The following is a 26,345-nucleotide window of genomic DNA, read 5'->3' as shown; positions in this document are numbered from 1 at the left end:
GGGTAACGGCTCCCACCCCCTACCCCGCCATGCACCTCACCCCTGCGAGCACTTCATGAGCAAGCGCCTGATCTCCCTCTACGCGGCGGTACTGCTGGCCCTGAGCCTCACCGCGTCCCTCCCCTTCGACGCGGTCGCGTACCCGGCCACCGCCCTGTGGACCCTCGTCACCGTGCCGTCGTCGGTCCTGATGACCGTCGCATGGATGGCCGCGAGCACCCTGTTCCCACCCGCTTCCGACCCGGGCCCCGCCGTCTCCACCCTCCTCACCCTGACCCTCCACCTGACGGCAGGCGCCCTCAACATCGGGGCGCTGCTGCTCCTGAGGAAGGCCTGCGCGGGGTGCCGGGTCTTGTCGGCACGGGCGTTTCGAGCCTGACGTCACCCGCAATCGAAGTAGAACGGCAGCCACTCTTCGAGGAATGCCGAAAAGGGAGCTGCGGCGGGGCACACGCGCACGTTGAAGCCTGAGAGCGTCACCGTGCCCGAGGGAGGGCCTTCCACCCGATCGAAGAGGGCGATCATCACCTCGTAGATGTGGCGCCGTCTCGCCGCGATGACTCCTGCCCGGATCGATGCGGAGTCCAGATCCCGGGCCTGAGATCCCCGCCGGAGAAGTTCCCCCGCTATGGCCGGCACGACGTTGTTGCAGAGAACCGTAATGAGCTTGGGGTTCGGGGACAGCTCAAGTCGCCCCGACGGGCCGTAACCGGATCGGTTGACGAAAGCCTCGGTGAACGGCAGCAGCGATCGCAGTGTTCCGAGGTGCCCGACAAGCGCTCCCACCGCCTTCAGCGAGCCGGCCGTGAGGTGCAGTTGCGCTGCCAGCAAGGCTTCCTGCAAGCGCGGTATTGCCACCAGCTCCCGCGCCAAGCGGTACTCCTGCGCCGTGAAGGGGAGTCGGCCGATCATGTAGGACGCGGCCAGTTCTCGGGCTTCCGCCTCCGTGAGGACCACGTGCGGACCATGGGCACCTGGGCCCACGGGTTTGGGGTCCGATTCGCTCCTCCGGAAAACGGATTCCGTCGCGACCGCCTCATGGAACTTGTCCAGCACGGCCGATGCGTGAACCGGCGTATGCGGTTGCCCCCGACAAGCGTCCACAAAATGGAGCCAGTCCCGAGACAGTATCCGCATGGCCCTTCGGCAGGCGTCTGCGGGGCCGGCACCCGCTCTGACTGCGATCCTGTCGATGCTGCGCAACAAACAGTCCGCAGGCGAATGAGGCACCACGGCGCTCCGCGCTCGCATGAAGGCCGCTTCGCCACTTCGCCCCGCGTCGACGGTGAAGTACGACCCCAGGGAAAGGTGACCGGCCGCACCGAAACGGACCGCCACATCCTGTGCCGCCGTGGCCGCGCTCCAGTACTCACGCCGCACCGGGCAGCGAAGAGGGCCGGACGACTCCGGGTGACCCTGCGCGGCCGAAGTGCCCCAGTTCAACCCCGCACTCATAAGCGAGCGCACGAACCGATCATTTGCACGTATCTGCTGCGGGCCGGCACTACGAAACCAGAGCTCCGACGACATCTTCATCGTCTGAATCTCTTCATTCACCGACCGCAGGTAAATGTCGAGATCGCGGCGGTCCACCATCATGAAGCAGGTTCCGCGGGCTCATCCGCCAAGGCCATGTAGTTGCGCAGAAGCCGACCAGTGATCACTTCACCCTCCGTCCCCAGGCCGAACCACTTCGCGCACAAGGCGGAGCCGAGGGCTGCGAACGCCGTAGCGGTGATCAGCGAGTCCGTGTCCGAGTCATCAAGCCAGCTCGCGGAGACCTTCAGGTCGCCGATGAATGACGGGAGGGAATCGACGGCCAACCCGTCCGCCGAGCCATCCCCGGTTCCCGTCCCCGACTTCGACAGAAGCAGGTGGAGGTTGAGCAGGAGGGAACGCAACTCGGCAATGAATCCGTCGGGCGACACCGGCAGAGCCGCCCCCATGCCGTCCATGAACCGCGCGCTCGTTGTCTCGACGACCTCTTGGACAACCTCGGGTGACATCTCTCGAAGCCAGATACGCGCGCGCTTACGCCGGGTCTCCCGCATATCAGCGAAGAAGGGCATGTTGAGAGGGCCCTGGAGATCGTACTGCAGCCTCTGCACAAGCTGCTCGACGGAAGACTCATGCCGAACGGCAGTGTCCTCCAAGCGTCTGGCCCGCAGATTGTTGAGCGTGACGCCTGCGCATTGCCGTGCGTACCATGCCGCATAAGCCTGCCCGGTGAGCAGGTGCTGTCGGGGGTCCACGACCAGATGCGAACCGCCGGCCACTCGTTCCAGGGCTGCTTCGATACCGGGCATCTCCTCGCGCACGGCCGCGAGGAACTGCTCCTCCGATCCGCCGACGGCAAGGAACCGCTGAAGGGACGAAAGCCCGGCTCCTGCCGCCCCAAGACGCTCATCGCTGTCGTCCGTCCGATGGAAGGACGCCATGACCGCGCTACGGGGCGCTCCGACCGAGGTGCGGTACCGATGGTGCACCAGTCTGCTCGCCGCGAACGTCGTGTGACATGGCCGGGCAAGATCCGTCAGATGAACCACGAGCGGCTCGGGCGTATCCAAGAGTCCGGCCTGTGCCAGAAGCACCTCATCAACGCGATCCTTGGACGGGAAGATGCAGGCGTCCTCGTCGCTCCAGACGCTGCCGTCCGGCTCCACGAAGCATTGCCTGAACAGCCGGCTCGTGTGCGGTAAGTAGGTCAGTCCCTGCCCGGAGGGTCCCCGCGGGCTGCCCAGCGTCCATGTGACGACCACTTTGTACTCGTCCATGAACGGACTGTTGTCCAGGTGCAGAGTGTTGTCGCGCGCGACCACGTCGACCGGATAGGTGTCCTTGGCGCGCAGGTCGACTATCTTCACCGGGCCGCCCAGCGCGTGGGCGATCAGCACGGCCAGAAGCGGATGCGCGACCGCCTCCCACAACCCAGGACTCCCCATAAGTGGTGCTGACGACCCGGCATTCAGGTAACTGTGCAGCGAGCCACGACTGCCCTTGGCACGCATCTCCTCATCGTAGGTCTGCCGGAATTCGTCGAACAGACCCGGCGGGAGCAAGCCGGTCAGGCTGACGGCGCCCTCGTTCGCGAGCGCTCGGTGCAAGGAGCCGAAGGCTTCTCTCCCCACGAGATCTTCGAGCGCTCTGCGGAAGTACGCGTCGGCCGCTGGTCGCGCCAGTTGTCGGTACGACAGCGGACTGGCCAGCCGATCCGCTGAGACCAGGGGTGTGTGCCGCAGAGGCATGTCGTCGCCCTCTCACGCCGGCTCGTCCGTGGCGAATCGGTCGAGTTCAGTGAGGACGCGATGAACCTCGGCCACCGCGTTGTCATTGCCCGCTCGGGTGTAGGCGTCTTCGAGTTGCTCCAGAATCGCCCGCACCGAGCGGACATTGCCGAGCGCGTCCTCCGCTCGCCAGGCACGCTCCAGCCAGGTGCAGCCCTTCTCGAGGTCCCCTGACTTCACTCCGGCCGTTCCGAGAACCCTCAACGCCAGTGCTCGCCCATACGCGTTCGCCTGGTCCTCGCACATCGCCAGACTGCGCAGGCCGAGGTCTTCGGCCCAGGTGTAGCGACCGAGTTCGATGAGAGCGCGAGCGGCGTCGTACAGCCCTCGTGCCTCTCGGACGGCGTTGTTGTTACGCCTGGACTCTCTGGCCGCGCGCATCCCCCAGCGCAGGGCCTCGCGGAACTGCCCTGCCCGGAGGGAGAGTTCGGACATGGCATGTTGTGTGGAGGCTGTCTGGCTGGTGTCCCCCAACGACGTCTCGATGTCGAGAGCTGCCAGCAACTGCTCCTTTGCGGCGTCGAGGCGCCCCACGTCCGCCAGCGCTCTTCCCAGTCCGCGGTGGCAGTGGGCCTCCATCGGACGGTCGCCGGCAATGGCGGCCTCGAGCGACCGCTCCTGGACGGCGAGCGTCTTGGAGACGTCCTGTCGCCAGTAGAGATAGGTGTTGACGGACCAGGCGAAGCGGGTGACGAACGCGTAGTCGCGCATGGCCGCTGCTTCGTCCATCAGGCTGAGCATGGACGGTGTGATCACACTGAACCATGCGAGTGCCTCGGGAAGCGTGAACCTGATCTGGTTCGCGATCTGCTCCGTGACCTCACCCAGTGCGATCGGGTGTCGGTTGGGATCGATCACCCGGTCGGCCGCGAAACTGAGCGCGAGGTAGGTGGTGCGAATCCTGCGGGCGATGTCGGCCTGTTCGGCACGGTCGAGCACCTGGGAACGCGTCTCCGACAGGTAGGCCCGGATGATGTCGTGCATGCGATAGTGCCCCAGGCTGGTCTCGTCGATCAAAGAAGCGAGATTCAGTGCCCGAAGTGTCCGGTCACATCGCGACTCGCTCTGTTCGAGAACGAGGCGCAGCACGGTACTGGAGAGCTCGGTGGTGGGGAGCATCGAGGCGACGTAGAGGACGTACTTTGTCTCGGCGTCGAGATCTTCGACGGACCATGACACGACCCGGCCGACCTCTATACCCAGCTCGGCGTCGTCCAGGAAGCCCAGGGGAGTGTCGCCGGACTGAATGCCCGCGAGTGCGTCCTGTAGATCCCACGTGGTGTGGACCGCGAGCTTGGCGGCGACAATGGCCAGTGCCAGCGGGTGGCCCTCCAACAGCTCGACGATCCTGGTCGCGCTCTGGTTGTCTTTGCCCACACGGACAAAGCCCACCCGCTCCGCCAGTAGTTCGATACCTTCTTCTACGCTGAGCAGTGGCAATTTGAGTACTCGCGCTTGGTGACGGATGATCATTTCCGGGATGGCCCGGCGACTGGTGACAATCAGACTCGAGCCCACTCCAGGAACAAGATCCTTGACATCGCCATAGGACGACACATTGTCGACTATGACGAGGCACTTCTTTCCCGAGGTCGCAGCGCGGAAAGCGTGGCCCCACCCGTCATCGTCGACCAGATCGGAGCGGTCGGCGCCCAGCGCGGCGAGAAATGTGCGCAGCGCGTCCCGCGATTCGACCCGTGGCGCGTTCGAATAAGCCTGCATGTCCACGAAGAACTGGCCGTCGGGATAGTTCTCCAGACGAGATCCGGACCAGGCGAGTGCCAGTGTGGTCTTCCCCGATCCGGCCAGCCCCCACAACACACAGCAGCGGGAACCGGAGGATTCCATGGCTTCGTCCATGGCCTTGAGAAGGTGGGACCGGCCGATGACCCGGCCGACGCCGCCGGGAAGCATATGGGGAATCTCCGCACGGCTCACCGACGGCGAGCGCTGGACGTATATCGGCCCCGACGATCCCACCTGCAGGAGCTGATTCGCCGACAGCCGCTCCGCGATGTTGTGCGGAGCACCTTCCAGCTCGGGGTTCACAGAGCCCTGCCTCCAGCGTGAATCAGCGTCACATGGTGACGTCACCGACGTTTTGGGCCTGGATGAGCTTCTGCACGACACTGGATGTCACAGTGTTACTGGCGCCCACCGACGTGGTGACCCTTTGGAGCTGATCCCTGAACGCCGGGTCCTGATCAGCGCACCTGAGCAACGCTTCCCGCAATTCCTGCTCATCATGGGGAGAAAGCCCGCCACCTTCCGCCCGGTCGAGCAGCTCCATTTCTTGCGAGGACTCCTGATTGCGGGAGAAGTAACCACGAACGAGGTCGATGAGCGCGGCCCCCGAGCCTTCAGCCATCCTCGCCAGCGCTGCGGTGACAATGTCCTCGATCACGCGGAACTCCCCCCACCGAGTGTGCGGACGTGACGAATGAGCAAGATCAGGAGATAGGACTCGTGACACGCAAGAACATCGCGCTAAGGCTACCCCCCGTCTTGGCCGAGCGAACCGCAAGTCGTTGGAAAAATCGATTCCCCACTCGACAAACCTCTGAACAGGAGGTTGACCGGGCCAGGCCCGGCAAGCGGGGTCGGCCCTGCCGACGCGAAAGGGCCCGACTCCGCGGAGTCGGGCCCTTCTCAACTGCAAGCTCGCTGGAGCAGCGTCGGCTACACGTTGAACCGGAACTCCACCACATCCCCGTCCCGCATCACATACTCCTTGCCCTCCATGCGCGCCTTGCCCTTGGCGCGGGCCTCCGCGACCGACCCCGTCTCGACGAGGTCCTCGAAGGAGATGACCTCCGCCTTGATGAAGCCCTTCTGGAAGTCGGTGTGGATGACGCCGGCTGCCTCGGGGGCGGTGGCGCCCTTGGGGATGGTCCAGGCCCGGGACTCCTTGGGGCCGGCCGTGAGGTAGGTCTGGAGGCCGAGGGTGTTGAAGCCCACGCGGGCGAGGGTGGCCAGACCGGGCTCCTCGGCGCCGACGGACTCCAGGAGCTCCATCGCGTCCTCCTCGTCCAGCTCGGCGAGGTCCGCCTCCAGCTTGGCGTTGAGGAAGATCGCCTCGGCCGGGGCGACCAGCGCGCGCTGGGTGTTCTTGAAGTCCTCGTCGGTCAGCTCGTCCTCGTCCACGTTGAAGACGTAGAGGAAGGGCTTGGTCGTCAGCAGGTGCAGGTCGTGCAGCAGCTCGGCCCGCTCCGAGCCCTGGAGGATGCCCTGGGAGGACAGGGTGTCGCCCCTCTCCAGGATCTCCTTCGCCTCCTCGACCGCCTTCACCTTCGGCGCGACGTCCTTCTTGATCCGGGACTCCTTCTGGAGGCGCGGAAGGACCTTCTCGATGGTCTGGAGGTCGGCGAGGATCAGCTCGGTGTTGATCGTCTCGATGTCGTCCTTGGGCGAGACCTTGCCGTCGACGTGCACGACGTTCTCGTCCTTGAAGGCGCGGATGACCTGGCAGATCGCGTCGGACTCGCGGATGTTCGCAAGGAACTTGTTGCCCAGGCCCTCACCCTCGGAGGCGCCGCGCACGATGCCCGCGATGTCGACGAAGTCCACCGTCGCCGGGAGGATGCGCTCCGAGGAGAAGATCGACGCGAGCTGCGCCAGGCGGCCGTCGGGGACGCCCACCACGCCGACGTTCGGCTCGATCGTGGCGAACGGGTAGTTGGCCGCCAGCACGTCGTTCTTGGTCAGGGCGTTGAACAGGGTCGACTTGCCGACATTGGGCAGGCCGACGATTCCGATCGTGAGCGACACGTTGCGACTTCCCGTAGAGGAGTGGGCCAGGGGCTGCCAGGGCCCAGGGGACACCGGCCGATCCACCAGTTTACGGCGTCCGCGCGGGGCAATTAGCGGGAGCGTCCCCCGTCCGGCCGGACTGGCCCCCCGGACACGTCTTCGGCGTGTCTGAAGGGCGATTCGGCACATAAACAGACCTAAGTTGGTCCAGTGGAGCAACACAGAACGCGACCTCCGAAAGACGGGCCGCGACGCGGCACACCCACGCCCGCGCACCTTCCGCCCCAGGCCCGGCGCGGTCCGGACGCCGCGCGCGGCGCGGCCGGGGTATCCGTCGCGGCCCGCCGCGGGCCCGAGGCCCTACGCGGCCCCGTCGCCGAGCCGGGCGCCGCGCCCGGCGGCCGGCGTTTCCCGAACCCCCGGCTCACCGGGCTGGGCGGCGGCCTGTTCTGCGTGGCCGCGATGCTGCTGCTGGGCGGCCTGGACGCCCTGCTGTTCGGCTCGTCCCTGATCGCCTACGGCGTGCTGTTCCTGCCCGTCTGCGTGCTCACCGCGCTCTGGGTGCGCCCCGGCGACGTGCTGACCGCCCCCGTCGCCCTGCCGATCGCCTTCGGCGCCGGGCTCTTCCCGGTCGCCGACGGCAGCGCGGGTTTCCTCGGCTCCCTGATGGGCGTCTTCACCGGCCTCGCCACCCAGGCGGGCTGGCTGTACGGCGGCACGCTGATCGCCGGGGTGATGGTCCTGGTACGCCGGGTGCGCTGGGTGCGCAGCCGCCGACGCCGGGTCTGAGAGCCGAAAACCACTGGAGCGGCGCCCCGGCGCGCCGCTACCGTGCTGCCCGACCGAGTCGTCTGGGCAAGGACGTGCCGTTGTACACCGTGTGAGACCCCCCGAGAGCTGATCTGTCGCGCGTCGCGCTCTCGCGCCGCGCCGCTTCCTGCTGCGGACTTCTCACTGAAACCGGTGTACTTCTGTGCTCCACGACTGGGTGGTCATGCCCACCTGCCTGCCTCTGGTCCGGCGCCGCTGCCACACGTGCGCGTCCGGCCGCTTCAGGGCGAACGGAAAATTCCGCGTCAACGCCCATCACAAGCTCATCGACGTCTGGCTGCTCGTGCGCTGCACGGGCTGCGGGGACACCGCCAAGCTCACGGTCCTGGAGCGGGCGAACGTCCGCTCCGTACGCCCCGGCCTGCTGGACCGGCTGCACGCCAACGACCCGGCCCTCGCGGCCGAGCTGCTCCAGGACCCGGTGCTGCGGCGGCGCAACCGCGTCGCCCTCGACTGGGACGGCGCCTGGCGTCTCCACACCGGCGGTTCGGATCACCTGGACCGGGAGAAGGCCGACGTCTCGGTCCGCTTCGCGGCGCCGGTACCGGTCCGGCCGGTGCGGTTGATCGCCGAGGGGTTCGGTCTGTCGCGGGCCGGCGTCGGGCGGCTGATCGCGGAGGGGAACCTCGTCTCGGCCGTCCGGCTGGAGTCGAGGCTCTCCGGCGATTTCACCTTCACGCTCAAACGCTGAGCGCACCGGGGCCCGTCCGGCGAACCACGCCGGACGGGCCCCGGGCCCCTACTCCGCCGCCGCCCGCTGCTCCGCGCGCATGGCCGCGCCCACGATGCCCGCGTTGTTCTGGAGCTGGGCCGGGACGATCTCGGCCTGGATCCCGCTGATGTGCGGGAGGAACTTGTCGGCCTTGCGGCTCACCCCGCCGCCGATGATGAACAGCTCGGGCGAGAAGAGCATCTCCAGGTGCGCGAGGTACTTCTCGACCCGGCGCGCCCAGTGCTCCCAGCTCAGGCCGGCGTCCTCCTTGGCCTTGCTGGACGCCTTCTTCTCCGCGTCGTGGCCGTTCAGCTCGACGTGGCCCAGCTCGGTGTTGGCGACCAGCACGCCGTCGGTGAAGACGGCGCTGCCGATGCCGGTGCCGAAGGTGAGCAGGATGACCGTGCCCCCCCGGCCGCGCCCGGCGCCGAACCGCATCTCGGCCAGCCCGGCCGCGTCCGCGTCGTTGACCAGCGTGACCGGGAGGCCGCCCAGCTTCTCGCTGAACAGGGTGCGGGCGTCCGTGCCGACCCAGCTCTTGTCGACGTTCGCCGCGGTGAGGATGGTCGCGCCGTCCTTGACCACTCCGGGGAAGGTCAGCCCGACCGGGCCGGTCCAGCCGAAGTGGTCGATCACTTCCTTGACGCCGTCGGCGACACCCTCGGGGGTCGCCGGATGCGGGGTGAGCACCTTGCAGCGCTCCTGGGCGAGATCGCCCTTGTCCAGGTCCACCGGGGCACCCTTGATGCCGGACCCGCCGATGTCCACGCCGAAGATCTGCATGGCCCCACGTTACGACGTACGACTGACGGTCACGCCCCGGGCGTACCGGTTCCGCCCCGCTCGGCCGCCAGGGCGGCGGCTTCCTCGCGCAGGTCGCGGCGGAGTTCCTTGGGCAGCGAGAAGGTGATGGACTCCTCGGCCGCCTTGACCAGCTCCACGTCGCCGTAGCCGCGCTGGGCCAGCCACTCGAGGACCTCCTCGACCAGGACCTCGGGCACCGAGGCGCCGGAGGTGACGCCGACCGTGGTGACGCCCTCCAGCCAGGCCTCGTCGATCTCGCCGGCGAAGTCCACCAGGTACGCCTCGCGGGACCCGGCGAGCTTGGCGACCTCGACGAGCCGTACGGAGTTGGAGGAGTTGCGCGAGCCGACCACGATGACCAGCTCGGCCTCGGCACCCATCTGCTTCACCGCGAGCTGACGGTTCTGCGTGGCGTAGCAGATGTCGTCGCTGGGCGGGGAGACCAGGCCGGGGAACTTCGCCTTCAGGGCGTCGACGGTCTCCATGGTCTCGTCCACGGAGAGCGTGGTCTGGGAGAGCCAGACGATCTTGGACGGGTCGCGGACCTCGACCTTGGCGACGTCCTCGGGGCCGTCGACGAGCTGGATGTGCTCGGGGGCCTCGCCGGAGGTGCCGATGACCTCCTCGTGCCCCTCGTGCCCGATCAGCAGGATGTCGTAGTCGTCCTTGGCGTAGCGGACGGCTTCCTTGTGGACCTTGGTGACCAGCGGGCAGGTGGCGTCGATGGTGGCGAGCCGGCCGCGCTTCGCCTCCTCGTGCACGGTCGGGGCGACGCCGTGCGCGGAGAACATCACGATCTGGCCCGGCGGCACCTCCTCCGTCTGCTCCACGAAGATCGCGCCCTTCTTCTCCAGGGTCTGCACGACGTACTTGTTGTGGACGATCTCGTGCCGGACGTAGATCGGGGCCCCGTACTGTTCGAGGGCCTTCTCGACGGCGATCACGGCGCGGTCCACACCGGCGCAATAGCCACGGGGGGCGGCGAGCAGGACACGGCGGCCAGGCGAAGCGGTCATGCGTCCCATCGTAAGGCCGGGTGCCGGACCCCGTAGATCCCCCCAGGGGGGTGTCCCCGGCGCACCCCCGTTGTCGGCGGCGGCCGTTACCCTCGCCGCATGGCTGTGAACACGTCGCCCGAGGCCCCGCTCCCGGTCGGGGAGGTATCCCGGCTGATCGGACGCTGGATCGACCGGCTCGGCGCGGTGTGGGTGGAGGGGCAGATCACCCAGTTGTCGCGGCGGCCCGGCGCCGGGGTGGTGTTCCTGACCCTGCGCGACCCCTCGCACGACATCTCGGTGAGCGTCACCTGCTACCGGCAGGTGTTCGACACGGTCGCGGACGTGGTCGGCGAGGGCGCCCGCGTCGTGGTGCTCGCCAAGCCGGAGTGGTACGCCCCGCGCGGGCAGCTGTCGCTGCGCGCCGCCGAGATACGGCCGGTGGGCGTGGGCGAACTGCTGGCGCGGCTGGAGCAGCTCAAGAAGTCGCTGGCGGCGGAGGGGCTGTTCGCGGCCGAACGGAAGCAGCCGCTGCCGTTCCTGCCGCAGCTCATCGGGCTGGTGTGCGGCCGGGCCTCGGCGGCGGAGCGGGACGTGCTGGAGAACGCCCGGCACCGCTGGCCCGCCGTCCGCTTCGAGGTGCGCAATGTGCCGGTGCAGGGCGTGCACGCGGTGCCCCAGGTGGTCCAGGCGGTCAAGGAGCTGGACGCGCGGGACGACGTGGACGTGATCGTGGTGGCCCGCGGCGGCGGCAGCGTGGAGGACCTGCTGCCGTTCTCCGACGAGCAGCTGGTCCGCGCGGTGGCGGCCTGCCGCACACCGGTGGTCTCGGCGATCGGGCACGAGCCGGACACCCCGCTGCTGGACCTGGTGGCCGACCTGCGCGCCTCCACCCCGACCGACGCGGCCAAGAAGGTCGTCCCGGACGTGGGCGAGGAGCTGGCGCGGGTACGGATGCTGCGCGACCGGGGCCGGCGGTGCGCCCACTCCCTGCTGGACCGGGAGGAGCGGGGGCTGGCGCACGCGCTGGCCCGGCCGGTGATGGAGCACCCGCACCGGATGCTGGACGAGCGGGAGGAGCAGGTGGAGGCGCTGCTGGGCCGCGCCCGGCGCACGCTGGGCCATCTGCTGGACCGGGCGGAGTCGGAGCTGACCCACACGCACGCGCGCGTGGTCGCCCTCTCCCCCGCGGCCACCCTCCGGCGCGGCTACGCGGTCCTGCAGAAGGAGGACGGCCATGTGGTCCGCGACCCGGCCGAGGTGACCGGGGGCGAGCCGCTGCGGGCCCGGGTGGCGGCGGGCGAGTTCGCCGTACGGGTCGATGTCGGCGGCGATGAATAGGGTGGGCGGATGAGCAGCAAGGTGGACGAGGCGCTCTCGTACGAGCAGGCGCGGGACGAGTTGATCGAGGTCGTACGGCGGCTGGAGGCGGGCGGTTCGACGCTGGAGGAGTCTCTGGCGCTGTGGGAGCGCGGCGAGGAGCTGGCCAAGGTGTGCCGGCGCTGGCTGGAGGGGGCGCGGGAGCGGCTGGACGCGGCGCTCGCGGAGGAGGCCGAGGAGGACGAGGGCGAGTAGCGGGCCGGAGCCGCTTTGTTGAAGTTTGAACTTCTTTGGCGTAGGGTCGGCTGTGTCACCAGGTCCCGCACCACGGACCGCACGCGCACCTCAGGAAGTCACAGATGTCTCTCGTTCTCGACCCGGCCGCCCAGGACCTGCTGTTCCGTGAGGCTCGCACCGCGAACTCCTTCACCGACGAGCCGGTGACCGACGAGCAGGTCCGGGCGATCTACGACCTGGTCAAGTACGGCCCGACCGCCTTCAACCAGACCCCGCTGCGGATCACCCTGGTCCGCTCCCCCGAGGCCCGTGAGCGCCTGGTCGGGCACCTGGCCGAGGGCAACCGCGCCAAGACCGCCGCGGCCCCGCTGGTGGCGATCCTCTCCGCGGACAACGAGTTCCACGAGGAGCTGCCGGCCCTGTTCCCGGCGTTCCCGCAGGCCAAGGACGCCTTCTTCGCCGAGCGCCCGGTCCGTGAGCGCTCCGCCGCGCTGAACGCCGCGCTCCAGGCCGCCTACTTCGTCGTCGGCGTCCGCGCCGCCGGCCTGGCCGCGGGCCCGATGACCGGCTTCGACGCCGAGGGCGTCCGCAAGGAGTTCCTGGACGACGACCACACCCCGCTGATGATCGTCAACATCGGCCGCCCGGCCGCCGACGCCTCGTACCCGCGCGGCCCGCGCCTGTCCTACGACGACGTCGTCACGACCGTCTGAGCGGCACTCCTCCGCCGGTCCACGGCGATGCGCGAAGGCCCCCGGAATGCGCTTCCGGGGGCCTTCGCGCATCGTGAGAGGAAACCGCTAGGCCATCTTGAGCGCCGAGGCCATGGTGGTCAGACGGTCGAAGGAGGCGGTGCCCGACACCACCGTGGTGGAGCCGGGGGTGTTCTCCAGGACGAGGGCGTCGTAACGGCCGCCGGAGTACCGGGTCCAGGTGCGGCCGTCGATCCTCTCGGTCTTCTTGGTCGCCGAGGAGCCCTGGGTGGCCTGCTCGATGAAGTCGGAGCGCTTCTGGGTGGACTGCTCGACCTGCACGTACTGGCCCTCGGGGTCCTGGAAGCCGAGATGCCAGCGGTCGGACTCCTCGCCACGGAAGCGGACGGAGGTCGCCTTCCAGGTGTCCGGCAGCCCCTCGGGGGCCGCCACCGGGTAGCTCACGGCCCGGCGGGCCGTGGTCGCCTCGACCGTGTAGTCGACCCGCGGGAGGTCGGGCTTGTGGTCGTCGTGCGGGACGAAGACGTAGATGACCGCCGCCGCGATACCGATCAGGGCCAGGGAAAGGATCATGTCCCGGACCGTCTTCTGCTTGCCGTTCGAACCTGCCACGCCTCCTATGGTCTCAGGTGCCCTCCGCGCTCATCCGTGGGGCCCCCTGCTCATTTTGTAAGCCCGGCGATAGAGTCACCTCATACTCATCCGGCCGTCGTCGTATCAGAAAGGTGCGCTCCGATGACCGAGCATCATCTGCCGTCCGAACTCGATGTCCCCTCCGAGGCCCCCGACCGCAACCTCGCCCTGGAACTGGTCAGGGTCACCGAGGCCGCCGCCATGGCCGCGGGCCGCTGGGTCGGCCGCGGCGACAAGAACGGCGCCGACGGCGCCGCCGTGCGCGCCATGCGGACCCTCGTCTCCACCGTCTCGATGAACGGCGTCGTCGTCATCGGCGAGGGCGAGAAGGACGAGGCGCCGATGCTCTTCAACGGGGAGCAGGTCGGCGACGGGACGGGACCCGAGGTCGACATCGCCGTCGACCCGATCGACGGGACCACGCTGACGGCGAAGGGCATGGCGAACGCGATCGCCGTGCTGGCCGCCGCCGAGCGGGGCGCCATGTTCGACCCGTCCGCCGTGTTCTACATGGACAAGCTGGTCACCGGGCCCGAGGCGGCCGACTTCGTCGACATCGACGCGCCCGTGTCGGTCAACATCCGCCGGGTCGCCAAGGCGAAGCGGCGCACGCCCGAGGACGTGACGGTCGTCATCCTGGACCGGCCCCGGCACGAGGGCGTCATCAAGGAGATCCGGGACACCGGCGCGCGGATCAAGCTGATCTCGGACGGCGACGTGGCGGGGTCCATCCTGGCGCTGCGCGAGGGCACCGGCATCGACCTGCTGCTCGGCATCGGCGGCACCCCCGAGGGGATCATCTCGGCCTGTGCGGTGAAGTGCCTGGGCGGGACGATCCAGGGCAAGCTCTGGCCCAAGGACGACGAGGAGCGGGAGCGGGCGATCGCGGCCGGCCATGACCTGGACCGGGTGCTGACCACGGACGACCTGGTGAGCGGGGAGAACGTGTTCTTCGTGGCGACCGGGATCACCGACGGGGAGCTGATGCGAGGCGTGCGGTACCGGTCGGAGACCGCGACCACCGACTCCATCGTGATGCGGTCCAAGTCGGGGACCGTGCGGAAGATCGAGTCGGAGCACCGGCTCAGCAAGCTGCGGGCCTACAGCGCGATCGACTTCGACCGGGCGAAGTAGCGGATCAGGGGGGCGCGGGCGACTGCGCGGGTGCCGGTCCGCCGTGGCCGGTCGCGCGGTTCCCGCGCCCCTGAAAGCTTTCGCCTCAGCCCGCTATGCGCGCTGCCGTCGCCTTCTTGAGTTCCACCTCGCGCCTGCGCCTGCGGGCCAGGACCACTCGGCGCTCGGCCGCGGTCAGGCCGCCCCAGACGCCGTACGGCTCGGGCTGGAGCAGGGCGTGCTCGCGGCACTCGATCATCACCGGGCAGCGGGCGCACACCCGCTTCGCCGCCTCCTCGCGGGACAGGCGCGCGGCGGTCGGCTCCTTCGACGGGGCGAAGAACAGACCGGCCTCGTCGCGGCGGCACACCGCCTCGGTGTGCCAGGGCGCGTCCTGGTCCCTGTCTCGCGCCGGGCCCCGCTGGGCCGGAACGGCGGCTACCTGCAGGGACGAATGCGGCGGTTGCAGCACGGTCTACTCCTGACGACGAATTCGCTAGCGAGAGACGATGCAGCAAGCCCTACCCGTTGTACGCGCGCCTATGCACTGCGTTCCCAACCACCGGCGTACGACGGCCTGTTCGGCGTCAGTCCCCCAAGTACTTGCGCAGCTTCCGGTCGACCTTGCCGTGGGCCCGCTCGACCGTGCCCTGCACCCGGTCGAGGATGTCCGCCACGAACCGGCCGCGCCGGGGCCGCGCCTCCACGTTGCCCAGGACCGACCAGCCGTCGACGTAGATCACCGGGGCGTCCGACTCCACCGAGTCCAGCGTGCTGACCTCGAAGCTGCCCAGCACACTGCCGCCGGTGCCGCGCAGCGACACGTTCTCCGGGACGCGGATCTGGACGTCCCCGAAGACCGAGACCGCCTTGATCACCACCTGCTGGTACTCGAAGACGGCCTCGCTGAGGTCTATCTCCACGCTGCCGAACACCGCGAACGCGTGCACCCGGCGCCCCGCGCGCCAGCGGCCCCGTCGTACGGCGCTGCTGAAGACGGCGACCACGCTGGTGTCCGCGTCGGCCGGGAGCGAGCCGGGCAGCGGGCGGTGCGGGACGGAGGCGTACGCGGGGGCCGCCGGGCGCTCGTGCGCGGCGGGCAGGTCGCGTATGAAGACGTCCAGCTCGCCGACGGTCTTGGTGTGCAGCACCCCCTCCACGCGCTCGGCGTGCTCCTCGGCGGTCAGCCGGCCCTCGGCCAGGGCGTCACGGAGGATGTCGGCGACCCGGTCGCGGTCGGCGTCCGAGGCGCGCAGGTCGGCCGGGCGGGGGGCGGTGTCCGCGGGCTGCGCGTGCTTCTGAAGGTCCACGACAGCAGAGTACCGAAACGCGATAGATCGCGACCAGGGCCTGTGGACAACTCCCGGACAACGTTGCCGCACGGCCCCGCACCGCCTGCTCGGCGCCAAGTGAGTCCTACCTCACCGCAGCACTGTCCGAGCCGGGTTCTACGCTGGACAGGCCCGCCAGCGTCGGCGGGCGCCGTCCGTCGATGAAGGAATGGGCTGAGATGCCTGAGTTCGCGTACACCGATCTGCTCCCCCAGGGAGAGGACACCACGCCGTACCGGCTGGTGACCTCCGAGGGTGTGTCCACCGTCGAGGGGCCGGACGGGCGGACCTTCCTCAAGGTGGAGCCGGAGGCGCTGCGCAAGCTGGCCGAGGAGGCCATCCACGACATCCAGCACTACCTGCGCCCCGCCCACCTCGCCCAGCTCCGCCGGATCATCGACGACCCGGAGGCCTCCGGCAACGACAAGTTCGTCGCGCTGGACCTGCTGAAGAACGCGAACATCGCGGCGGCGGGCGTGCTGCCCATGTGCCAGGACACCGGCACCGCGATCGTCATGGGCAAGCGCGGCCAGAACGTGCTGACCGAGGGCGGCGACGAGGCGGCGCTGAGCCGCGGCATCTACGACGCCTACCTGAACCTCAACCTGCGCTACTCGCAGATGGCTCCGCTCACCATGTGGGAGGAGAAGAACACCGGCTCCAACCTCCCCGCGCAGATCGAGCTGTACGCGACCGACGGCGGCGCCTACAAGTTCCTCTTCATGGCGAAGGGCGGCGGCTCGGCCAACAAGTCGTTCCTGTACCAGGAGACGAAGGCCGTCCTGAACGAGTCCTCCATGATGAAGTTCCTGGAGGAGAAGATCCGTTCGCTGGGCACGGCCGCCTGCCCGCCGTACCACCTGGCGATCGTGGTCGGCGGCACCAGCGCCGAGTTCGCGCTGAAGACCGCCAAGTACGCCTCCGCGCACTACCTGGACGAGATCCCGGCCGAGGGCTCCGCGCTCGGTCACGGCTTCCGGGACAAGGAGCTGGAGGAGAAGGTCTTCGAGCTGACCCAGAAGATCGGCATCGGCGCGCAGTTCGGCGGCAAGTACTTCTGCCACGACGTGCGGGTGGTGCGCCTGCCCCGGCACGGCGCGTCCTGCCCGGTCGCCATCGCGGTCTCCTGCTCGGCGGACCGCCAGGCCGTCGCCAAGATCACCGCCGAGGGCGTCTTCCTGGAGCAGTTGGAGACGGACCCGGCGCGCTTCCTGCCGGAGACCACCGACGAGCACCTCGACGAGGCCGGGGACGTCGTGAGGATCGACCTGAACCAGCCGATGGACGAGATCCTCGCGGAGCTGACCAAGTACCCGGTCAAGACCCGCCTCTCGCTGACCGGCCCGCTGGTCGTGGCCCGCGATATCGCGCACGCCAAGATCAAGGAGCGGCTGGACGCGGGCGAGGACATGCCGCAGTACCTCAAGGATCACCCGGTGTACTACGCGGGCCCGGCCAAGACCCCCGAGGGGTACGCCTCCGGTTCCTTCGGCCCGACCACGGCCGGGCGGATGGACTCCTACGTGGAGCAGTTCCAGGCGGCCGGCGGCTCCAAGGTGATGCTGGCCAAGGGCAACCGCAGCAAGCAGGTCACCGACGCCTGCGACGCCCACGGCGGCTTCTACCTCGGCTCCATCGGCGGCCCCGCCGCCCGCCTCGCCCAGGACTGCATCAAGAAGGTCGAGGTCCTCGAGTACGAGGAGCTGGGCATGGAGGCCGTCTGGAAGATCGAGGTCGAGGACTTCCCGGCCTTCATCGTCGTCGACGACAAGGGCAACGACTTCTTCCAGGACCCGGCGCCCGCGCCGACGTTCACGTCGATCCCGGTCCGGGGTCCCGGCCTCGCCTGAGGCCCTCCCGGGGGGCCGGTTGGCCGGCCCCCTAGGGTGCCCGCATGACTTCTGCGGCTTATCTTTCCGGGTTGTTCGCGCTGGACGGGCGCGTCGCCGTCGTGACCGGGGGCAGTTCCGGGATCGGGCGGGCGATCGCCGAGGCGCTGGCGCGGGCCGGGGCCTCGGTGGTGGTCGTGGCGCGGGGCGAGGAGGCGCTGGAGGCCACCTGCGCCCAGCTCGCCGGACTCGGCTGCCGTGCCGGGTGGGTGAGTGCCGACCTGAGCACGCGGGACGGGGTGCGGGCCGCCGCCGAGGAGGCGGCCGGGGTGTTCGGCGAGCCCGACGTCCTCGTCAACTGCGCCGGGATCAATCTGCGGCCCCCCTTCAGCGAGTTGAGCGACGAGGAGTGGGACCTCACCCTCGACGTGAACCTCCGGGCCCCGCACCTGCTGAGCCGGCGTTTCGGGCCCGGCATGGCCGGGCGGGGCTTCGGACGGATCATCCACATCTCCTCCCAGCAGGCGCACCGCGCCTTCGTCCGCTCGGGGGTGTACGGCGTGTCCAAGGGAGCGCTGGAGTCGCTCGCGCGCTCCCAGGCCGAGGAGTGGTCGCCGTACGGCGTCACCGTCAACACGCTGGTTCCGGGCTTCGTGATGACGCCGCTCAACGCGCGGCTGTCGTCCGACCCGGAGAAGGTGGCGGCGCTGGCCGCGCGGACCATGGTGGGCCGCAACGGCCTCGCCGAGGACTTCGCGGGCGCCGCCGTCTTCCTGGCGAGCCGCGCCTCGGGTTACGTCACCGGTCAGTCCCTCTTCGTGGACGGCGGGTTCTCGGTGCACTGAGAAGACGGGTGCGCCGAAAAGCCGCCCCGTCCGGCCGAGCCGAGGAACATCACGGCGTCCCCGTTCGCTGTACCGGGTATGACCGACGAGTACCGCACCGAGCACGACTCCATGGGCGAGGTCCGCGTCCCCGCCCACGCCAAGTGGCGCGCGCAGACCCAGCGCGCCGTCGAGAACTTCCCCGTCTCCGGCCGGCGCCTGGAGCGGGCGCACATCGAGGCGCTGGCCCGGATCAAGGGCGCGGCGGCGAAGGTGAACGCCGACCTCGGCGTGCTGGACCGGGACGTGGCCGACGCGATCCAGGGGGCGGCCGCCGAGGTCGCGGACGGCACCTGGGACGAGCACTTCCCCGTGGACGTCTTCCAGACCGGCTCCGGCACCTCCTCCAACATGAACGCCAACGAGGTCATCGCCACCCTCGCCGGCGAGCGCCTCGGCCGGGACGTGCACCCCAACGACCAGGTGAACGCCTCCCAGTCGTCCAACGACGTCTTCCCCTCCTCGATCCACATCGCGGCCACCGCGGCCGTGGTCCACGACCTGATCCCCGCCCTGGAGCACCTCTCCGCGGCCCTCACCCGCAAGGCGGAGGAGTTCGCGGACGTGGTGAAGGCGGGGCGCACGCATCTGATGGACGCCACTCCCGTGACGCTGGGTCAGGAGTTCGGCGGTTACGCGGCGCAGGTCACGTACGGCGTGGAGCGGCTGCGTTCCTCGCTGCCCCGGCTGGCCGAACTCCCGCTGGGCGGCACGGCGGTGGGGACCGGGATCAACACCCCGCCCGGCTTCTCGGCGGCCGTGATCGAGGAGGTGGCGCGGGCGACCGGGCTGCCCTTCACCGAGGCCCGCGACCACTTCGAGGCGCAGGGCGCCCGCGACGGGATCGTGGAGACCAGCGGCCAGTTGCGGACCATCGCGGTCGGCCTGACGAAGATCGCCAACGATCTGCGCTGGATGTCCTCCGGCCCGCGCACCGGCCTCGCCGAGATCCGCCTGCCCGATCTCCAGCCCGGTTCGTCCATCATGCCGGGCAAGGTCAACCCGGTCGTCCCGGAGGCGGTGCTGATGGTCGCGGCCCAGGTCATCGGCAACGACGCCACGATCGCCACGGCCGGCGCCGCCGGGAACTTCGAGCTGAACGTGATGCTCCCGGTCATGGCGAAGAACGTGCTGGAGTCGGTGCGGCTGCTGGCCAACGCCTCCCGCCTGCTGGCCGACCGCACCATCGACGGCATCACCGCCGACCGCGAACGCGCCCGCGAGTACGCCGAGTCCTCCCCCTCGGTCGTGACCCCGCTCAACCGCTACGTGGGGTACGAGGAGGCCGCGCGGATCGCCAAGAAGTCCCTCGCGGAGCGGAAGACCATCCGTGAGGTGGTGCTGGAGGGCGGCTTTGTGGAGCGCGGCGACCTGACGCTGGAGCAGTTGGACGAGGCGCTGGATGTCCTGCGGATGACGCGCCCGTGACGTCCCGCGAACGGCACCGGCGATTTCCCGCCACCTGTCCGGAAGGGTGACGCGCACCGCAGCATCGGGTGCTTCCGGCACCTAATATCTGTCCATGACGGACGACGAAGCGGTGAGACGAGCGGAAGCGGGCCCGACGGCGGCGTACTGGACCCCCGGTACCCCGATCCTGTGGCGGTACCGGGAGAACGCGGGCGACGCGTTCCACATCGCGCGTCCCGTCACCGTCGTCCGGGACGACGCCGAGCTGCTCGCCGTATGGCTGGCCCCCGGCACCGAGTGCGTCAAGCCGGTGCTGGCCGACGGCACCCCGGTCCACCTGGAGCCGCTGGAGTCCCGCTACACCAAGCCGCGCGTGGTGCGGCGGGACCGCTGGTTCGGCACCGGGGTGCTGAAGCTGGCCCGGCCCGGCGAGCCCTGGTCGGTGTGGCTGTTCTGGGAACCGGGCTGGCGCTTCAAGAACTGGTACGTCAACCTGGAGCAGCCGCTGGCCCGTTGGGCCGGCGGGGTCGACTCCGAGGACCACTTCCTGGACATCTCCGTCCACCCGGACCGCACCTGGCACTGGCGGGACGAGGACGAGTTCGCCCAGGCGCAGCGGGACGGCCTGATGGACGCGGAGACCGCCGGACGGGTGAAGTCGGCGGGACGGCGGGCGGTGGAGGTGATCGAGGCGTGGGGCTCCCCGTACACCGACGGCTGGCAGCACTGGCGGCCCGATCCGTCCTGGTCGGTGCCCGCGCTCCCGGAGGACTGGGACCGTACGCCCGCGCACGTGTCCTCATGAGACCCTTGATGCGCCCCCGGACCACAACCGTAGGATCGTCCTCCGCAAGGGCACCGAGGTACAACTACCGGAGTCTGCGCAGAGCCTGACCATATGTCACCGAGGGGCGGCAGCACGTGAGCGAGGGGTACGAGGCGGGCGGCGGCGCGGCCGGCGCGGGGTTCACCCGCTCGGCGGAAACCACCCCTGACCACGCGGGAATTCCGTTCCTGGGACACGTAATCCGGGTATCGGGACTTCGGCGGCATCTCCTGCGCGCCCGGCGCGCAGCCCCGGACGGACGGATTCGACACGCGTGACGGAGCAGCCCACTTCCTCCTGCGGACGCCCCCAGCCGGGCGTCGACCCCGCCGTGCGCGGGGCGCTGCTGGGCGCACCGGCCCAGACCCGGGGCGGCGCGGGCACGGGGAAGAACAAGAAGAAGGAGCGCCCAGTCAACGGCCCTGAGCACTCGCAGCCTGCCGCCGCCGAGCCCATGGGGGAACCTCCCGCGCGCGCGAAGTCCAGCGTGGGAGAACACCGTCCGAGGCCCGCGCCGGAGTCCATTCCCGCCCAGCCGGGCGCCGAACAGGAGCGCGCACCGGGCGGCCAGGAGCGGCGTACCGGCCGCGGTGGCCCGCCCGGACGCCCGATGCCGATGCGCCGCGACGGCGACCGGCTGCGGTTCGTCGGCGCGGCCACCCGGCGCATCGCGCGCGGCCTCGACCTGGACGAGATCGTCATGGGTCTGTGCCGCGCCACCGTGCCCACCTTCTCCGACGCGATCCTGGTCTATCTGCGCGATCCGCTGCCGGTCGGCGACGAGCGGCCCACCGGGCCGGTGGTGCTGCGGCTGCGCCGCACCGACCGCATCCCGGACGAGCGGGAGGCCGAGGGCCTGCTGCTGCCGCCCGCGTTCCCGGAGCCGGACGCCGAGGCGGCGGCACTGGCCGCGCTCTCGGGCCCGGCCGCGCTGACCGCCGAGCTGTGCGAGGTGCGCCCCGGCGGCGCGCTGAACGAGGTGCTGCGCGGGGTGCGTCCGGTGTTCGCGGACACCCCGGCCGCCCGCGCCGCGCTGCCCGAGCTGCTCGGCGAGGACGGCGAGGCACTCGTCCCGTCCGGGCAGCGGGCGATCCTCGCGCCGCTGCGCGGACGGCGCCGGGTGATCGGCGCGGCGGTGTTCCTGCGCCGCCCGGACCGGCTGGCCTTCGAGGCGGAGGACCTGCTGGTGGCGGCGCAGCTCGCCACGCACAGCGCGCTCGGCATCGACAAGGCGGTGCTGTACGGCCGCGAGGCGTACATCGCCGACGAGCTGCAGCGCACCATGCTCCCCGAGACCCTCCCCCACCCCACCGGTGTGCGGCTGGCCTCGCGCTATCTGCCGGCGGCGGAGACGGCGCGGGTGGGCGGCGACTGGTACGACGCGATCCCGCTGCCCGGGAGCCGGGTGGCGCTGGTGGTCGGTGACGTGATGGGCCACTCCATGACCTCGGCCGCCATCATGGGCCAGCTGCGCACCACCGCGCAGACCCTGGCCGGTCTCGACCTGCCCCCGCAGGAAGTCCTGCACCACCTGGACGAGCAGGCCCAGCGCCTGGGCACCGACCGCATGGCGACCTGCATGTACGCGGTCTACGACCCCGTCGCGCACCGCATCACCATCGCCAACGCCGGCCATCCGCCACCGGTGCTGCTGCACCTGGGCGGCACCGCCGAGGTGCTGCGGGTGCCGCCGGGCGCGCCGATCGGCGTGGGCGGGGTGGACTTCGAGGCGGTCGAGCTGGACGCGCCCGCCGGGGCCACGCTGCTGCTGTACACCGACGGGCTGGTGGAGTCCCGGCTGCGGGACGTGTGGACGGGCATAGAGCAGTTGCGGGAGCGGCTGACCGCGACCGCGCAACTGACCGGCCCGGACCACCCGCCGCCGCTGGAAGCGCTGTGCGACGAGGTGCTGGACATGCTCGGTCCGGGCGACCGGGACGACGACATCGCCCTGCTCGCGGCCCGCTTCGACGGGATCGCGTCCGACGATGTGCGGTACTGGTCGCTGGACGCGGAGGACGCGGCCCCCGGCAAGGCCCGCCGGCTGGCCCGGACGGCACTGGCCGACTGGGGTCTCGAGGACCTCACCGACTCCGTCGAGCTGCTGGTCAGCGAGGTGGTCACCAACGCGGTGCGCTACACCACGCGTCCGGTGACCCTGCGGCTGCTGCGCACGGACGTGCTGCGCTGCGAGGTCGGTGACGACGTGCCGCAGCTCCCCCGGCTGTGCCAGGCGCGAGCCACCGACGAGGGCGGCCGGGGCCTGTACCTGGTCAACAAGCTGGCCCGGCGCTGGGGCGCGACCCGGCTGAGCGTCGGCAAGGTCGTCTGGTTCGAGCTGCACGGGGGCTGACCCCCCGCCAGATCCCGTCCCGTACGACGCGAAGGGCGCCCGGCATGATGCCGGGCGCCCTTCGCGTGCGTCACGCCTACTGGCCGTTGTCCCGCTGACCGGGGTCGAACGGGTTGCGCGGGGTGATGCCCCCGGACGGCGGCTGGGTGGTCGGCGTCTCGCTCGGGCTCTGGCTCGGCGGCTCCGAGGTCGGGGTCTCGCTCGGGGTCTCGCTGGGCGTCTCGGACGGGGCCTTCGAGGTGGGCGGTTCGCTGCTCGGTGTCTGCGAAGGCGTCCGGGACGGGGTCTCGCTGGGGGTCGGCGGCGGGGTCGGGGCGACGGCGGCACCCTGGGTGGTGTCGAGGTCGAACTCGGCCTGCCGGGTCACACCGAAGGTGTACGCCGCCCAGATCTGGGCCGGCGGCCCGCCACCGTTGACACGGCCGCCGCCCATGGTGCCCTTGAGCGAGACATGGGCGAACTTCTTGACCTTCTCGCCCTCGCAGCCGGTGCCGCCGTCCTTGTGCGCCTCGCCGAACAGGCCGACGGAGGTGACGAGATCGGGGGTGTAACCGGTGAACCAGGCCGAACGGTCGCAGTCGGAGGTGCCGGTCTTGCCCGCGACCTGCTGCCCGGCGCGCAGCGCGCTGTTCGCCACGGACTGCCGTGCGGTGCCGTCGTCGACGACCCCGGTGAGCACGGAGGTCACGGTGTCGGCGGTGGTGCGGTCCAGCACCCGCTCGCCGACCGGGTTCGGCAGCTGGACCGTACGGCCCTGCCGCTCGGCCGACTTGACGATGCTCGGGGTGACCTTGCGGCCGTGGTTGTCGAGGGTGGCGTACATGCCCGCCATCTCCAGCGGGCTGGCGCCCATGGAGCCGAGGGTCTGCGCGGGCACCGCCTGCATGCCCTCGGTGTCCATGCCGAGCCGCTTCGCGGTGTCCATCACCTTGTCCATGCCGACGTCCACGCCCATCTGCGCGAACACGGAGTTGACGGACTTGTTCATCGCCGTCTGGACGCTGATCGGGCCGTAGTCGGCGTCGTCCTCGTTGGGCGGGGCGAAGCCGACGCGGGAGCCGTGGTCGAGGACCGGGCGGCGGCTGGTGCCGTCGTAGACGGTGCTGGCGCGGATCAGGGTGCCGCTCTGGGTGGTGGCGCCGTGCTCCAGCGCGGCCGCGAGGATGACCGGCTTGAAGGTGGAGGCGGGCTGGTAGTCGCGGCGGGCCGCGTTGTCGACCCAGTGGCTGTAGTAGTCCTTGCCACCGTAGAGGGCGACGATCCGGCCGGTCTTCGGATCGACGGAGACCGCGCCGGCCTGGACGTCGGCGTCGACCGGCCGCCGCTTCGGCTCCAGCTTGCTGGTGAGCTGCGTGCTGACCGACTTCTCCAGCGCCGCCTGCTTCTTGCGGTCGACGTTGAGGGTGATGGTCCAGCCCTGGCCCTCGACCTTGGCCTCGGCCTCCGAGCGGGAGATGCCCTCCTGCTTCATGAGCCGGTTCTCCAGCTGGGAGTTGGCGAGCTGGACCAGGTAGCCCTTCTGCCCCTCCATGCCGGGGGCGCCCTTGGGCTCCTGGGGCACCGGGAACTTCAGGGCGGCGCGCTTGCCCGGGTCGAGCCAGTGCTCCTTGACCATGTTGTTCAGGACGTAGTTCCAGCGGTCGGTGACCAGCCGCTTGCCGGTCGGCGTGGCGGTGGACCAGTCGTACTGGCTCGGGGCCTGGAGCAGCGCGGCGAGGTAGGCGCCCTGCTGGACCGTGAGGTCCTGGGCGTCGACGTGGTAGTACGCCTGGGCGGCGGCCTGGATGCCGTAGGCGCCGCGGCCGTAGTAGCTGGTGTTGATGTAGCCGGCGAGGATCTCGTCCTTGGACTTCTCGCGCTCCACCTTGAGCGAGATGACCATCTCCTTGAGCTTGCGGGAGACGGTCTGGTCCTGGCTCAGGTAGTAGTTCTTGACGTACTGCTGGGTGATGGTCGATCCGCCCTGCTTGCCGCGTCCCGCGAGGGTGTTGAGCAGGCCGCGGGCGGTGCCCTTCAGGTCGACGCCGGGGTCGGTGTAGAAGGACTTGTTCTCGGCGGCGACGAAGGTGAGCTGGACCTTGCGGGGCACCTTGGAGAGGTCGACTATCTCGCGGTTGACCTCGCCGTCGCGGGCGAGGACCGTGCCGTCGCTGTACTTGTAGACGTTGCTCTGCCGCTGGGCGGCCACGTTGCCCGCGGGCACGTCGACCGACAGGTACAGCGCGGCGAAGCCGGCCATGCACAGCAGACAGAACCCGAAGACCGTGCCGAGGATCTTCTTCCAGGTGAAGAGCCGGCGTATTCGGCCCTTGGCGGGCTTGCCGCCCAGGCCGCCGGAGGGCTCGGAGGCCGGGGCTGCCGAACGGCGTCCGGGTGCCGCGCGGTGGCCGCCGCGCTGTCGCGCTCGTCTCTCGTCCGCTCGTCCCATGGGTCCCTTGGCTCCGCTTCCGTCTCGGGGTCAGCTCCGAAAGCTAACACCCCCCTATGTGACAAAGAGCGCCCGATCCGCTCTTTTACGGACGTGAGAATGAGCACCCACCCCAAAGGAACCGACGGGCAGGAAGGGTTCGAGGTTGCCCGCGGGAACGTCCGAAAAAGTGGAGTTGCCCGTTCCGAACCCCCCTATGCACCACGGGTATACACCGTGTGTAGAGTGCTCGCCATGTCCATCGGTCACACCCTTCTCGGGCTCCTGGAGTCCGGTCCCCGGCACGGCTACGACCTCAAGCGGGCCTTCGACGACACCTTCTGCCACGACCGGCCGCTCGCCTACGGGCAGGTCTACGCGACCATGTCCCGGCTGCTCAGGAACGGCCTCGTGGAGGTCGAGGGCATCGAGGCGGGCGACGGGCCGGACCGGAAACGCTATGCCATCACCGACGCCGGCATCACGGACGTCGAGCGCTGGCTCGCCAGCCCGGAGAAGCCGGAGGACTACCTCCGCTCCACCCTGTACACCAAGGTCGTACTGGCCCTGCTGACCCACCGCGACGCCGCCGACGTCCTCGACACCCAGCGCTCCGAGCACCTGCGCACCATGCGTGTGCTCACCGACCGCAAGCGCAAGGGCGACCTGGCCGACCAGTTGATCTGCGACCACGCCCTGTTCCATCTGGAGGCCGACCTCAGATGGCTGGAACTGACCGCGGCACGCCTCGACAAACTGCGCACGGAGGTGGTCGCATGACCCCGCCCGACGGCTCCCTGCTCGTGGCCCGGGACCTGCGCAAGGCCTACGGCCCCACCGCGGCCCTGGACGGCGCCGCCTTCTCGGTCCACCCCGGCGAGGTCGTCGCCGTGATGGGCCCCTCCGGCTCCGG

Annotated in this window: 24 protein-coding genes and 1 pseudogene; 14 read left to right on the top strand and 11 right to left on the bottom strand. The window is 70.0% G+C overall.

Annotated elements, in window-relative coordinates:
* The first annotated feature begins 55 nt into the window (after positions 1-55).
* Complete coding sequence (locus tag CCN33_RS03530) at positions 56-379, top strand: hypothetical protein (protein ID WP_086690979.1); 324 nt, start codon at positions 56-58, stop codon at positions 377-379.
* Positions 380-381: 2 nt separating this feature from the next.
* Here CCN33_RS03530 and CCN33_RS03525 read toward each other — a convergent pair whose 3' ends face one another.
* The 5 genes from CCN33_RS03525 to ychF form a co-directional block, all read right to left on the bottom strand.
* Complete coding sequence (locus CCN33_RS03525; RefSeq protein ID WP_086690976.1) at positions 382-1,599, bottom strand: hypothetical protein; 1,218 nt, start codon at positions 1,597-1,599, stop codon at positions 382-384.
* Entirely contained in the window at positions 1,596-3,245 is a 1,650-nt protein-coding gene (locus tag CCN33_RS03520; RefSeq protein WP_140394457.1) for a hypothetical protein, read from the bottom strand. The genes CCN33_RS03525 and CCN33_RS03520 overlap by 4 nt, the downstream gene beginning before the upstream one ends.
* Before the next feature lie 12 nt (positions 3,246-3,257).
* Complete coding sequence (locus CCN33_RS03515) at positions 3,258-5,333, bottom strand: NB-ARC domain-containing protein (protein ID WP_086690971.1); 2,076 nt, start codon at positions 5,331-5,333, stop codon at positions 3,258-3,260.
* Between the two features lie 28 nt (positions 5,334-5,361).
* Positions 5,362-5,688, bottom strand: a complete 327-nt coding sequence (locus CCN33_RS03510) for a hypothetical protein (protein ID WP_086690969.1) — start codon at positions 5,686-5,688, stop codon at positions 5,362-5,364.
* Positions 5,689-5,963: 275 nt separating this feature from the next.
* A complete protein-coding gene (ychF, locus tag CCN33_RS03505; RefSeq protein WP_086690967.1) occupies positions 5,964-7,052 on the bottom strand; it encodes a redox-regulated ATPase YchF in 1,089 nt (362 codons plus the stop codon).
* Between the two features lie 192 nt (positions 7,053-7,244).
* Here ychF and CCN33_RS03500 point away from each other — a divergent pair, with 192 nt between their 5' ends.
* On the top strand, positions 7,245-7,823 hold the full coding sequence (locus CCN33_RS03500) for a DUF6542 domain-containing protein (RefSeq protein ID WP_086690965.1): 579 nt from the start codon (positions 7,245-7,247) through the stop codon (positions 7,821-7,823).
* Between the two features lie 184 nt (positions 7,824-8,007).
* Positions 8,008-8,556 (top strand): DUF1062 domain-containing protein, encoded by a 549-nt coding sequence (locus tag CCN33_RS03495; protein ID WP_086690962.1) that lies wholly within the window; start codon positions 8,008-8,010, stop codon positions 8,554-8,556.
* Positions 8,557-8,604: 48 nt separating this feature from the next.
* On the opposite strand, the gene ppgK is transcribed toward CCN33_RS03495, so the two are convergent.
* Both ppgK and CCN33_RS03485 read right to left on the bottom strand, forming a co-directional pair.
* Positions 8,605-9,360: a polyphosphate--glucose phosphotransferase gene (gene ppgK, locus CCN33_RS03490; RefSeq protein ID WP_086690960.1), complete on the bottom strand. Its 756-nt coding sequence runs from the start codon at positions 9,358-9,360 to the stop codon at positions 8,605-8,607.
* 29 nt (positions 9,361-9,389) lie between these two features.
* A complete protein-coding gene (locus CCN33_RS03485) occupies positions 9,390-10,406 on the bottom strand; it encodes a 4-hydroxy-3-methylbut-2-enyl diphosphate reductase (protein ID WP_086690958.1) in 1,017 nt (338 codons plus the stop codon).
* 90 nt (positions 10,407-10,496) lie between these two features.
* Here CCN33_RS03485 and xseA point away from each other — a divergent pair, with 90 nt between their 5' ends.
* From xseA to CCN33_RS03470, 3 genes are all read left to right on the top strand, one after another.
* On the top strand, positions 10,497-11,717 hold the full coding sequence (gene xseA, locus CCN33_RS03480; RefSeq protein ID WP_086690955.1) for an exodeoxyribonuclease VII large subunit: 1,221 nt from the start codon (positions 10,497-10,499) through the stop codon (positions 11,715-11,717).
* 9 nt (positions 11,718-11,726) lie between these two features.
* Entirely contained in the window at positions 11,727-11,951 is a 225-nt protein-coding gene (locus tag CCN33_RS03475) for an exodeoxyribonuclease VII small subunit (RefSeq protein ID WP_086690953.1), read from the top strand.
* 104 nt (positions 11,952-12,055) lie between these two features.
* Entirely contained in the window at positions 12,056-12,646 is a 591-nt protein-coding gene (locus tag CCN33_RS03470) for a malonic semialdehyde reductase (RefSeq protein ID WP_086690952.1), read from the top strand.
* 87 nt (positions 12,647-12,733) lie between these two features.
* Here CCN33_RS03470 and CCN33_RS03465 read toward each other — a convergent pair whose 3' ends face one another.
* Positions 12,734-13,258: a DUF4245 domain-containing protein gene (locus CCN33_RS03465; RefSeq protein WP_086690949.1), complete on the bottom strand. Its 525-nt coding sequence runs from the start codon at positions 13,256-13,258 to the stop codon at positions 12,734-12,736.
* Positions 13,259-13,381: 123 nt separating this feature from the next.
* Here CCN33_RS03465 and glpX point away from each other — a divergent pair, with 123 nt between their 5' ends.
* Complete coding sequence (gene glpX, locus CCN33_RS03460) at positions 13,382-14,413, top strand: class II fructose-bisphosphatase (protein ID WP_030807028.1); 1,032 nt, start codon at positions 13,382-13,384, stop codon at positions 14,411-14,413.
* A gap of 85 nt (positions 14,414-14,498) precedes the next feature.
* Here the strand turns inward: glpX and CCN33_RS03455 are convergent, their stop codons facing one another.
* The gene (locus tag CCN33_RS03455) at positions 14,499-14,864 is read right to left on the bottom strand and encodes a WhiB family transcriptional regulator (RefSeq protein WP_030807025.1); all 366 of its coding nucleotides are present in this window, start codon (positions 14,862-14,864) and stop codon (positions 14,499-14,501) included.
* A 115-nt stretch (positions 14,865-14,979) separates the two neighbouring features.
* Positions 14,980-15,702, bottom strand: a complete 723-nt coding sequence (locus CCN33_RS03450; RefSeq protein WP_086690947.1) for a DUF1707 SHOCT-like domain-containing protein — start codon at positions 15,700-15,702, stop codon at positions 14,980-14,982.
* 200 nt (positions 15,703-15,902) lie between these two features.
* Between CCN33_RS03450 and CCN33_RS03445 the strand changes: the two genes are divergently transcribed.
* The 5 genes from CCN33_RS03445 to CCN33_RS03425 all read left to right on the top strand — a co-directional run bounded on the left by CCN33_RS03445 (position 15,903) and on the right by CCN33_RS03425 (position 23,025).
* Positions 15,903-17,573: a fumarate hydratase gene (locus tag CCN33_RS03445; protein ID WP_086690946.1), complete on the top strand. Its 1,671-nt coding sequence runs from the start codon at positions 15,903-15,905 to the stop codon at positions 17,571-17,573.
* A 44-nt stretch (positions 17,574-17,617) separates the two neighbouring features.
* Entirely contained in the window at positions 17,618-18,397 is a 780-nt protein-coding gene (locus CCN33_RS03440) for an SDR family NAD(P)-dependent oxidoreductase (protein WP_086690943.1), read from the top strand.
* 78 nt (positions 18,398-18,475) lie between these two features.
* Positions 18,476-19,864 carry a class II fumarate hydratase gene (locus CCN33_RS03435; protein WP_086690941.1) on the top strand — a complete coding sequence of 463 codons (1,389 nt, stop codon included), beginning with the start codon at positions 18,476-18,478 and terminating at the stop codon, positions 19,862-19,864.
* A 94-nt stretch (positions 19,865-19,958) separates the two neighbouring features.
* Positions 19,959-20,651: a cytidylyl-2-hydroxypropylphosphonate hydrolase gene (fomD, locus tag CCN33_RS03430; protein ID WP_086690939.1), complete on the top strand. Its 693-nt coding sequence runs from the start codon at positions 19,959-19,961 to the stop codon at positions 20,649-20,651.
* Positions 20,652-20,946: 295 nt separating this feature from the next.
* On the top strand, positions 20,947-23,025 hold the full coding sequence (locus CCN33_RS03425) for a SpoIIE family protein phosphatase (RefSeq protein WP_086690936.1): 2,079 nt from the start codon (positions 20,947-20,949) through the stop codon (positions 23,023-23,025).
* 76 nt (positions 23,026-23,101) lie between these two features.
* Here the strand turns inward: CCN33_RS03425 and CCN33_RS03420 are convergent, their stop codons facing one another.
* Positions 23,102-25,453, bottom strand: a complete 2,352-nt coding sequence (locus CCN33_RS03420; protein ID WP_086690934.1) for a transglycosylase domain-containing protein — start codon at positions 25,451-25,453, stop codon at positions 23,102-23,104.
* Positions 25,454-25,687: 234 nt separating this feature from the next.
* Here CCN33_RS03420 and CCN33_RS03415 point away from each other — a divergent pair, with 234 nt between their 5' ends.
* Entirely contained in the window at positions 25,688-26,212 is a 525-nt protein-coding gene (locus tag CCN33_RS03415; protein WP_086690981.1) for a PadR family transcriptional regulator, read from the top strand.
* Positions 26,209-26,345, top strand: a pseudogene (locus tag CCN33_RS32715) (ABC transporter ATP-binding protein); the annotation flags it as partial. The gene CCN33_RS03415 and the pseudogene CCN33_RS32715, both read left to right, overlap by 4 nt.

Origin of the sequence: Streptomyces recifensis (assembly GCF_002154615.1) — a bacterium.
Classification (GTDB): domain Bacteria; phylum Actinomycetota; class Actinomycetes; order Streptomycetales; family Streptomycetaceae; genus Streptomyces; species Streptomyces griseoluteus.
The sequence above is the reverse complement of the archived record's forward strand: the minus strand, read 5'-3'. Positions and strand labels throughout refer to the sequence as shown.